Origin of the sequence: Janthinobacterium sp. Ant5-2-1, assembly GCF_001445815.1 — a bacterium.
Lineage (GTDB): Bacteria > Pseudomonadota > Gammaproteobacteria > Burkholderiales > Burkholderiaceae_D > Janthinobacterium > Janthinobacterium lividum_E.
Genome location: NZ_LNCE01000095.1, coordinates 1 through 9,849, shown reverse-complemented (window position 1 = coordinate 9,849; position 9,849 = coordinate 1). Strand labels below are relative to the sequence as shown.

The window sequence follows — 9,849 nt, the reverse complement described above, 5'->3', positions numbered from 1 at the left end:
CGGGGCGGCCAGCATACAAATGCTGGCCGCCCCGCGGTTTTTCCGGCAATCTTTCTTGTAGAATCTCCAGCACGCAGCGCAATTTGCTTTTCTTTGGTATATTAGGCCGAATTAGTCCTAATACGTACTACTTTCAAGAAAGCCATCGATGCAACGCTACACCACCACCGCCATCATCCTGCACTGGCTGACCGCCCTGCTGATCATCAGCGCCTTCGTCATGGGCCTGGTCATGGTCGACATTCCCGGCCTGACGCCCACCAAGCTCAAATATTTCTCCTGGCATAAATGGCTGGGCGTGACCGTGCTGGCCATCGCCGCCATCCGCCTGCTGTGGCGCAAGGCCAATGTGCCGCCGCCGCACCCGGCCAGCATGGTTGCCTGGCAAAAGAAGGCGGCCGACGCCATGCACGTGTTGCTGTACATCCTGATCTTCGCCGTGCCCGTCTCCGGCTACCTGTACACCCTGGCCGCCGGCGTGCCCGTGGTCTACCTGGGCCTGTTCCAGCTGCCCGTCATCATGGCGCCGAACCCGGAACTTAAGCCACTTTTAAAAGAGATTCATTATGTTCTGAACATGACGATGGCTGCCGCCGTGGCCGCCCATGTGCTGGCCGCGTTGAAGCACCAGTTCATCGACCGTGATGGCGTGCTTAAGCGCATGCTGCCCTAAGAACGTCGAACCAAACCTACTGCGCGTCGCGATTTGCGGCCTTCGATGCTCACTGTGCTAAAAGCACAGTTCCGCTTCTCGGCCACAACTCACTTCCGCTCGCTACGGTTTTGTCCGGCGTTCCAAGTCCGTCTTAATCTGCTTTGCTCACTGAAACTACAGGAAAAAAACAAGATGAAAACCACCCAACGCATCGTCCTCGCTTCCCTGCTGGGCCTGTCCGTGGCCGCCACCGCCGCCACCTTGCTGAAAGTCGATCCCGCCAAGACCAGCGTGTCGGCCGTGTTCAAGCAAATGAACGTGCCCGTGGAAGCGAAGTTCAAGAAATTCAATATCGCCATCGATTACAACCCGGCCGCGCCGGACGCCTCGAAGGCGTCGGTGGAAATCGAGACGGCCAGCATCGATATCGGCGACCCGGAGTACAACAAGGAAGTGGCAAAGAAAGAATGGTTCAACTCGGCCCAGTTCCCGAAAGCCACCTTCGTCTCGAGCAGCATCAAGGCGGCGGGCGCGGGCAAGCTGACGGTGACGGGCAAGCTGAGCATCAAAGGCAAGACCACCGACGTGACCTTCCCTCTGGCGGTGAAAGCCGATGGCGGAAAATACGCCTTTGACGGCGCCCTGCCGATCAAGCGCCTGACCTATAACATCGGCGAAGGCGAGTGGAAAGACACGAGCATGGTTGCCGATGAGGTCACGATTAAGTTTCATGTTTCAGCTCAGTAACATCCAAAAATCTGTTGTTCAACTTAGTTAGGAATGCAATGAAATTGAAGCACTTGATGATCGCCATGCTGGCAGCGGCCGGCGCGGGTTCGGCCATGGCCGCTACCGACACCTACAACCTCGACCCGACGCATACCTTCCCCAGCTTTGAAGCCGATCACATGGGTATGTCCGTCTGGCGCGGCAAGTTCAACAAGACCAAGGGCACGGTCACTCTGGACCGCGCCGCCAAGACGGGCAGCCTGGACCTCGTCATTGATGCCGATTCGATCGACTTTGGCCTGGACGCCATGAACACGCACGCGAAAAAAGCGGACATGTTCAATGTCGAGAAATTCCCTGAAATCACCTACAAGAGCAAGTCGCTCAAGTTCAACGGCGATCAGCTGGTGGAAGTCGATGGCGAACTGACCCTGCTGGGCGTGACCAAGCCCGTCAAGCTGAACGTGAGCAAGTTCAAGTGCATCATGCACCCGCGCTACAAGCGTGAAGTGTGCGGCGCCGACGCCACGGCGGAATTCAAGCGCAGCGACTTTGGCCTGAACTACGGCATGCCGGCGTTCTCGCCGGAAGTCAAGCTGGCCATCCAGGTAGAAGCGATCAAGGCCGACTAAACACGACCTTGCCGCCCGACAAGCCCGCCTCGCTGCCCGCAGCCAGGCGGGCTTTTGCATGCGCCACGCGAATCCGCTGGACTTTTCTATCGTGCGGCATCACTATCCATTGGCATGATGTTGTTCTGACATGGCACACCCACTTATCCACGCGCGGAGGACTACATGAATTTCATTATCTGGATCGTTATTGGCGGCGTCATTGGCTGGCTGGCCAGCATGGTCATGAAAACCAATGCGCAACAGGGCATCTTCCTCAATATCGTCGTCGGCATCGTCGGCGCCTTCCTGGGCGGCTGGCTGCTGGCGCCCCTGTTCGGCACGGGCACCATCAATAGCGACAATTTCAGCCTGGCTTCGTTGCTCGTCTCGTTCCTGGGCGCCGTCATCCTGCTGGGCATCGTGAATCTTTTACGCCGCGGCAAAATACGCTAAGCAGACAAAAAGCAGCGTATTCAGCAAGTGGCCGGGCCGCGCAAGCACCCGGCCATTTTTCATTGTCGCCAGGACACGTATGTACAAATACCACAGCCGCCGCACGGAAAAATGCCCGTTACCAGCCCGTTTCCGCCCCTGCATCAACCAAAATGATGCCATTCAAGCAAGCACATGCGAACATGCTGCCCGGAAAATGTGATTGACTAGTGCGAGTTCGATACGGATACTCTATGTCGCCCGCTGCACAATCAGCGGGTACTCCGCTGATTCCGACTTCCCTACAATGTAAAAGAACAGAACTCGAATGAAAAAATCTCTCATCGCGCTCGCCATCCTGAGCAACTTCGCACACGCCGACGAAGGCATGTGGATGCCCCAACAGCTGCCACAAGTAGCCAAGGAACTAAAAGCGGCCGGACTGAAACTCGATCCGACCAACCTCACCAAACTGACCGAATTCCCGATGGGCGCCATCGTCAGCCTGGGTGGCTGCTCGGCATCGTTCGTCTCGCCGCAAGGCCTGGTTGCCACCAACCACCATTGCGTCTACAACAGCGTGGCGGTCAACTCGACCAAAGAGCGCGATTTGCTGGCCAACGGTTTCCTGGCCAAGACGTTCGCTGAAGAATTGCCGGCCGCCCCAGGCAGCCGCATCTTCGTCACCTCGGCCGTGACCAATGTCAGCGACAAGATCATCACCGCCGACGTGGCCAAGCTGCAAGGCAAGGCACGCATCGACGCGATCGAGAAAAACCAGAAGAAACTGGTCGCCGAATGCGAAAAAGAAGCGGGCTTCCGCTGCACCGTGTCGGCCTACTACGGCGGCCTGGAGTTCTACCTGATCAAGCAACTGGAAATCCGCGACGTGCGCCTGGTGCACGCGCCTCCAGCCGGCGTGGGCAAGTTCGGCGGCGACACCGACAACTGGATGTGGCCACGCCACACGGGCGACTACGGGTTCTACCGCGCCTACGTCAGCAAAGACGGCAAAGCTGCCGACTTCAGCAAGGACAACGTTCCGTACCAGCCAAAACACGTGCTGAAACTGGCCAAGGATGGCTTGAAAGAAGGCGATTTCGTCATGGTCCTGGGCTACCCTGGCCGCACCAACCGTCACCGCCTGCCATCGGAAGTGGCGTACACGTTTGACTGGAACTACCCGGCCTTCGTGAAAGCGTCGGGCGAAACCCTGGCCATCATCGCGCGCGAAACCAAGGACAACAAGGATGTTGCCCTGAAATACGCGGGTCAAGTTGCCGGCGTGAACAATTACTACAAGAACCGCCAAGGCATGCTGGACTCGTACGCCGGCAGCGACTTCCTGGCGCGCAAAACGGCGGAACATGAAGCCCTGAAGACCTGGGTCAACGCCACGCCAGCACGCAAGGCGGAATTTGCCGGCGATATCGAGCAAGTGGAAAAGCTGATCGCCGAGCGCGATGCCGACACCAAGCGCGATTTCTTCCTCAGCTACGCACAGCCGCGCCTGCTGAACACGGCTCGCAGCCTGTACCGCCTGTCGAACGAAGGCACCAAGGCCGATACGGAACGCAAGTCCGGTTACCAGACGCGCGACTTGCCACGCCTGGAAGCGGGCATCACTTCGGTCGAGCGCACCTACGATGAAAAAGTCGACAAGGCGCTGGTACTGAACAGCCTGACCAAGTACGCCGCGCAACCGGCAGCACAACGCCGCGCCAGCTTCGACGCCGCCATCGGCATCAAGGACGGCATGTCGCCAGCCGACCTGTCCGCCGCCCTGGACAAACTGTATGCAGGCAGCAAGCTGGCCGACAAGGCCGAGCGCGCAGCATGGCTGAAACGCACGCCAGCCGAATTCCAGGCCAGCAAGGACAGCTTCATCCAGGCAGCCGTTGCCATGTACCCGGATTCGCTGAAAAACGAAGCGGAAGACGAAGAACTGGCCGGCAAGATTCAGCAAGCCTACGCCAACTACATGAAAGCCAAAATTGCCTTCATGAAGAGCAAGGGCCAAGCCGTCTATCCTGACGCCAACAGCACCCTGCGCGTCACGTTCGGCAAAGTAGCCGGCCGCGACCATGGCGCCGACGGCACCACCTGGTCTGCCTTCACCACCGTCAATGGCGTCGCCGCCAAAGCCACGGGCCAGGGCGAGTTCAATGCACCGGCAAATCAACTGGCCGCGATCAAAGCCAAGGACTTCGGTAAATTCGTCGATCCCAAGCTGAAAACCGTACCGGTCGACTACCTGGCTACCCTGGACATCACCGGCGGCAACTCCGGTTCGGCTGCCCTGAACGCCAAAGGCGAATTCATCGGCCTGGCCTTCGACGGCACCCTGGACTCGATTATTTCCGATTGGGACTACAACAAGGCCAACACCCGTTCGATCCAGGTCGACCTGCGCTACATGCTGTGGAACATGAAACACATCGACCACGCAGACAACCTGCTGAAAGAAATGGGCGCTGAATAACAAGAAGCAATAACCCGGCAACGGGCGCTTTAGCCTGAGCCACTCCTGCGGGAGTGGCTTTTTTTCGCCTAGCGTTTTACCTTGGTGAAACGGTAAGGCACGGCTTGCTCCTCGCCAAACACTTGCGCCCTGCCACTTCCCAAGGGCAGCATCACCCGCCGGCCATCGTGCAGCAGCAAGGCCAGGTCGGCGCCGGGAAAGCGCTGCGCCAGCAGCGGATACGCTTGCCGGGCAATACCGGCGGCGGGAATCACGATACGGTAGTCGCCACCGCCAAAGTCCAGCAACAGCGCGGGCAGCTCATCGGGCCCCGGCAGCGCCGTGATGCGCAGGCGCGCATTTCCCTTGACGAATTCGAGGGCCGACCACAGCGGCAAAGGGCGTTGCGTGGGCCCGGTCCGCAGCTGCGGCGCGTGGCCCGCCTGCGCCGATGCCAGTACGACGTCGGGCCGCTGCTCCGATACGGCCCCATCGACGGCCAGCAGCCAGCCCCGGTAGCGTATCAGCGCGCCCTGCGCGCTAGCCGTGACGGAGCCGCCCTGCGCCACCGGTCCCGTGCCTGCGGGCAAGCGCAATGGCGCCGCCTGTGCCGCCAGGCAAGCCCACCACAGCAGTGCCGCCATCGCCATCGCTGTCACCGTCTTCACCATGCCGCCTCCCCCTCGCGCGTGAAACCTATTCATAACACAAGTGCGGCCCGGCACCTCTGCCGCGCCTCAAGGCGCCAACGCCGGTGCTACAATTGGCCCCTAGCGGGCGTACTTACCCAGCGCGCCTTCCCCCTCCCAGACTCAGACCGCTATGCCACCAGACTTGCGCACGACCTACGAACTCGGTAACCATAACCAGACCACGACCTGGCTGGAATGCATCACCTTCTATCAAGATCTCGCCGCACGCTATCCGCACGTGCTGCATTTCGAACAGATCGGCCTGTCCGACTCGGGCGTGCCTATTCACGCTGGCGTCGTCAGCGCGGACGGCGTGTTCGACCGCGAACAGATCAAGCGTGAAGGCCGCACCGTCTTCTTCAACAACAACGGCATCCATCCGGGCGAACCGGAAGGTATCGACGCCTGCATGGCCATCGTGCGCGACCTGTGTACGCAGCCGGAGCGCCTGGCGGCGCTGGGCAGCACCGTGCTGCTGTTCATTCCGATCTACAACGTCGATGGCAGCCTGAACCGCGCCAACACGTCGCGCGTGAACCAGGATGGCCCGGAGCAATTCGGTTTCCGCGGCAATAGCCGCCACCTGGACTTGAACCGCGACTTCATCAAGTGCGACAGCCTGAACGCGCAAGTGTTCAATCGCCTGCTGGCCAGCTGGGACCCGGACGTGATGGTCGACACGCACACGTCGAACGGCGCCGACTACCCGTACACGATGACCCTGATCCACACGCAGACGAACAAGCTGGGCAATGGCCTGGGTCCCTTCCTGCAAGACACCATGCTGCCGCACATCTTTGCGCAGATGGAACAGGCCGGCTGGCCCACCTGCCCGTATGTGAACCCCGTCAAGGATAGTCCCGATCACGGCATCGCCGAGTTCCTCGAAGTGCCGCGTTTCTCGACCGGCTTTGCGGCCTTGCACCACGTTATCGGCTTCATGCCGGAAACGCACATGTGGAAACCGTTTGCCGACCGCTACGCCTCCATGCGCGCCCTGCTCGACATCACCATGGCGTTCACGGTCAAACACGGCGAACAGATCAAGCAACTGCGCGCGCAAGCCAAGGCGGCGGGACGCACGCAAGCCGAGTGGCCCATCCACTGGGCCATGAATGAAGAACAGCCGTCGACCTTCCCCTTCAAGGGCTATGCGGCGCAATACACGCCAAGTATCCTCGGCGATTACCAGCGCCTGTCCTACGACCGCTCGCAGCCGTGGGAACGCGATATCGCCTACTACAACCGCTTCGATGCGGACGTCACCGTGGCCGCGCCGAAAGCCTATGTCGTGCCGCAGGCGTGGCGCGAAGTCATCGAACGCCTGCGCTGGAACGGCGTCGAAATGTCACGCATCACCGCCGAACAGACGGTAACGGCGCGCTACTACCACATCACCAAGGTCGGCACGCGCGCCACGGCCTACGAAGGCCACATGTTCCACGACACGGTCGACGTGGAAGCACGCACGGGCCAGTTCACCGTGCAGGCGGGCGATTATGTTGTCAGCCTGGACCAGGATAATGCCCGCTATGCGGTGGAAACCCTGGAACCGCAGGCGCACGACAGCTTCTTCCGCTGGGGCTTCTTCAACAGCGTGCTGGAAAAGAAAGAAGCATTTTCCGATTACGTGTTCGAAGACATGGCGTCCGAACTGCTGCGCGATGAGCCGGCGCTGGCGGCCAAGTTTGCCGACTGGAAAGCGGCCAACCCTGCCCTGCTGAGCAATCAGGAAGCCGTGCTCGACTTCATCTTTGCACACTGCCAGCGCTTTGCCGAGCCGGAATGGCGGCGTTACCCTGTCATCGCCCTGATGTAACTCCGGGCTGTAGCGAATGCAACATCCTGGCGCCGCATCGGAGACCCCGGTGCGGCGCCTCTTTCTGTGCCCTGCCCACAAGGTAATCCCATGCACTACGCACTGAACCTGCGCACCTTTATTTACAGCCATTATTTTTACCTGGGCTTGCGCGTGGCCATCGGCCTGGTCGGCCTGGCCTTGCTGACCCAGGAAATCAGCGACAGCGCCACCGCCATGACGGTATGCATCGGCGCCCTGTGCACGACCCTGATGGACATGCCCAGCCCGCTGCGCCACAAGTTCAACGAGATGCTGGCTTCCGTGCTGCTGTGCAGCGCCGTGACCTTATTGATCAGCCTGTGCGGCCCCGTGCAGTGGCTGTTGATGACGGTGCTCGTGCTCGTCAGTTTCCTCGCCAGCATGATGGTGGTGTACGGCAAGAAATCCATGCCCTTGCAACTGGCCGCCCTGTTCATCATGACCATGTCGATGGAGCATCAGATGACGTGGCAGCAATCGTTTCACCACGCGGGCCTGTTCATGCTGGGGGGATTGATCTATCTGGCCTACGCCATGGCCATCGCCTGGGTCTTGCGCCACCGCATCAAGCAGCAAGTGCTGGCCGAAGCCCTGTTCGAACTGGCCGCCTACATCGACATCAAGGCCGATTTCTACGATGCACGCTTCAATTTGACGGAGCAGTTCAACAAGCTGGTGCGCCATCAAAGCATCCTCGCCGACCGCCAGCAGGCATCGCGCGATCTGATTCTGCGCAGCCACAAGAACAGCAAGGACGCCATCGTCGTGCAAGTGCACGTGTGCATGCTCGATCTGTATGAACTGATCCTTTCCACGCACACGGATTACGCGCTGCTGCGCCAGCACCTGGCCGACTCCGACGTGCTGAAATCCCTGCACGACCTGGCCTACAAGGCGGCGCGCGACATCGAATCCGTCGCCTACGCCGTCACGCGCAAGCGCGCTTCGTATGCGCAGATCAGCTATGACAAGGAATGGGCCGACATCGAAGGAGAAATTGCCCGCCTGCACGCAAAAGGCGACAGCGCGCAAGAGGCACTGGCGACGTTACGCGCGCAGCGCAACAAGATTCGCGCCATTCTGAAAATGATAGCTGAGCTGCACCTGGCCACGCAAAAAGTCTACGACAACGTGCCATTCTGGAGCGGCGCGGACATGGCGCCATTCCTGTCGCAGCAGAAATACGAACTGAAGACCCTGCTGGCCAACTTGCGCCTGGACTCGCCCGTGTTCCGCTTCGCCCTGCGCGTGTCGATGGCCATTTCCGTGGGATTGCTGATCGGCCACTGGCTGCCGTATGCGGCGCACAGCTACTGGATCGTGCTCACCATCGTCATCATCCTGCGCCCCACCTTCAGCATGACGCGCCAGCGCCGCGCCGACCGCATCATCGGCACCATCATCGGCTGCGTGGTCACGGCCATCGTGATCCGCTTCGTGCACAGCAATATCGTGCTGATGGCCATCCTGTTCCTCTCCATCGTGGCCACGCCCACCTTCATCTATTTGCGCTACCGCTACACGGCCATCGCCGTCAGCCTGATGATTCTGCTGCAAATGCACCTGGTGGCGCCCAGCAACCCGAACCTCGTCAGCGAACGCCTGATCGATACCCTGATCGGCGCGGCGGTGGCCACCGTATTCAGCTTCGTGCTGGCCAACTGGGAATACCAGAGCCTGCCGCGCCTCGTGCGCCAGGTGCTGAACGTGAACCTGTCATACATGCAAGCCAGCTTCGCGCTGCTGCAAGGAAAGTGTTTCGATGATTTCGCCTACCGCATCGAACGCAAGCGACTGATGGACAGCCTGGCCGCGCTCAGCTCGGCACTGGTACGCATGCTCGACGAACCGGCCAGCAAGCAGCGGGCAGTGGAAGACATCAACCTGTTCATCGTGCAAAATTATTTGCTGGTCGCCCACGTGGCGGCGCTGCGCTCGATCCTAGGGCGCCATGCCAGCCAGCTGCCCGTCGCGCCCGTCAACGCCCTGCTTGGCCACAGCCATACGCAAGTGTGTCTGACCCTGTCGCGCGCGCTGGACCAGCTCGACGACAAGGCCGCCATCAGCGCCCCGCTGGCGGCCCCAGCCGCACCGCCCGTGAGCGAAGTGGACTGGTCGGGCTGGCCGCTGGTCAAAAGACGCATCCGCCTGTTGCAAGCCGATGCCGACAAGATCGTAGTACATAGCGCGGCGATCGTGCATATCGTGGCCCCCAGATAGTCTTTTGGGGGCGCCCTGGCGCAAGTGGTGTCATCAGGAGGTCATCTGGCTTCTCTATGCTGCCATGGTTTTTCCACTTCCAGCCAAGGTCATCCATGTACGCATTTCCCCTGAGCCGGCGCCTGCCGCTGGCGCTGGCCATCAGCGCCGCCCTCGCCCTTGCCGCTTGCGGCGGTTCCGATCACCAGGAAGCGGCGCTCGTCATT

At 60.5% G+C, this 9,849-nt stretch carries 8 protein-coding genes; 7 read left to right on the top strand and 1 reads right to left on the bottom strand.

Annotated features, from left to right (window positions below):
• Nucleotides 1-148: 148 nt before the first annotated feature.
• The 5 genes from ASN89_RS24260 (at nt 149) to ASN89_RS24240 (ending at nt 4,912) form a co-directional block, all read left to right on the top strand.
• Nucleotides 149-673 (top strand): cytochrome b, encoded by a 525-nt coding sequence (locus tag ASN89_RS24260; RefSeq protein ID WP_046684510.1) that lies wholly within the window; start codon nt 149-151, stop codon nt 671-673.
• A gap of 174 nt (nt 674-847) precedes the next feature.
• A complete protein-coding gene (locus ASN89_RS24255; protein ID WP_046684511.1) occupies nt 848-1,402 on the top strand; it encodes a YceI family protein in 555 nt (184 codons plus the stop codon).
• Nucleotides 1,403-1,440: 38 nt separating this feature from the next.
• The gene (locus tag ASN89_RS24250) at nt 1,441-2,016 is read left to right on the top strand and encodes a YceI family protein (RefSeq protein ID WP_058051054.1); all 576 of its coding nucleotides are present in this window, start codon (nt 1,441-1,443) and stop codon (nt 2,014-2,016) included.
• A 165-nt stretch (nt 2,017-2,181) separates the two neighbouring features.
• Nucleotides 2,182-2,451 (top strand): GlsB/YeaQ/YmgE family stress response membrane protein, encoded by a 270-nt coding sequence (locus ASN89_RS24245; RefSeq protein ID WP_034778894.1) that lies wholly within the window; start codon nt 2,182-2,184, stop codon nt 2,449-2,451.
• A 307-nt stretch (nt 2,452-2,758) separates the two neighbouring features.
• Nucleotides 2,759-4,912 carry a S46 family peptidase gene (locus tag ASN89_RS24240; RefSeq protein ID WP_046684513.1) on the top strand — a complete coding sequence of 718 codons (2,154 nt, stop codon included), beginning with the start codon at nt 2,759-2,761 and terminating at the stop codon, nt 4,910-4,912.
• A 68-nt stretch (nt 4,913-4,980) separates the two neighbouring features.
• Here ASN89_RS24240 and ASN89_RS24235 read toward each other — a convergent pair whose 3' ends face one another.
• Nucleotides 4,981-5,562: a hypothetical protein gene (locus tag ASN89_RS24235; RefSeq protein WP_058051053.1), complete on the bottom strand. Its 582-nt coding sequence runs from the start codon at nt 5,560-5,562 to the stop codon at nt 4,981-4,983.
• A gap of 151 nt (nt 5,563-5,713) precedes the next feature.
• Between ASN89_RS24235 and ASN89_RS24230 the strand changes: the two genes are divergently transcribed.
• Nucleotides 5,714-7,402: a M14 family zinc carboxypeptidase gene (locus ASN89_RS24230; protein WP_058051052.1), complete on the top strand. Its 1,689-nt coding sequence runs from the start codon at nt 5,714-5,716 to the stop codon at nt 7,400-7,402.
• A gap of 90 nt (nt 7,403-7,492) precedes the next feature.
• On the top strand, nt 7,493-9,643 hold the full coding sequence (locus ASN89_RS24225; protein ID WP_058051051.1) for an FUSC family protein: 2,151 nt from the start codon (nt 7,493-7,495) through the stop codon (nt 9,641-9,643).
• Nucleotides 9,644-9,849 lie beyond the last annotated feature (206 nt).

Excerpts from the sequence above, each read along its gene's own strand:
- ASN89_RS24260 (WP_046684510.1), top strand. The coding sequence starts at position 149 with ATGCAACGCTACACCACCACCGCCATCATCCTGCACTGGCTGACCGCC.
- ASN89_RS24255 (WP_046684511.1), top strand. The coding sequence starts at position 848 with ATGAAAACCACCCAACGCATCGTCCTCGCTTCCCTGCTGGGCCTGTCC.
- ASN89_RS24250 (WP_058051054.1), top strand. The coding sequence starts at position 1,441 with ATGAAATTGAAGCACTTGATGATCGCCATGCTGGCAGCGGCCGGCGCG.
- ASN89_RS24245 (WP_034778894.1), top strand. The coding sequence starts at position 2,182 with ATGAATTTCATTATCTGGATCGTTATTGGCGGCGTCATTGGCTGGCTG.
- ASN89_RS24240 (WP_046684513.1), top strand. The coding sequence starts at position 2,759 with ATGAAAAAATCTCTCATCGCGCTCGCCATCCTGAGCAACTTCGCACAC.
- ASN89_RS24235 (WP_058051053.1), bottom strand. The coding sequence starts at position 5,562 with ATGGTGAAGACGGTGACAGCGATGGCGATGGCGGCACTGCTGTGGTGG.
- ASN89_RS24230 (WP_058051052.1), top strand. The coding sequence starts at position 5,714 with ATGCCACCAGACTTGCGCACGACCTACGAACTCGGTAACCATAACCAG.
- ASN89_RS24225 (WP_058051051.1), top strand. The coding sequence starts at position 7,493 with ATGCACTACGCACTGAACCTGCGCACCTTTATTTACAGCCATTATTTT.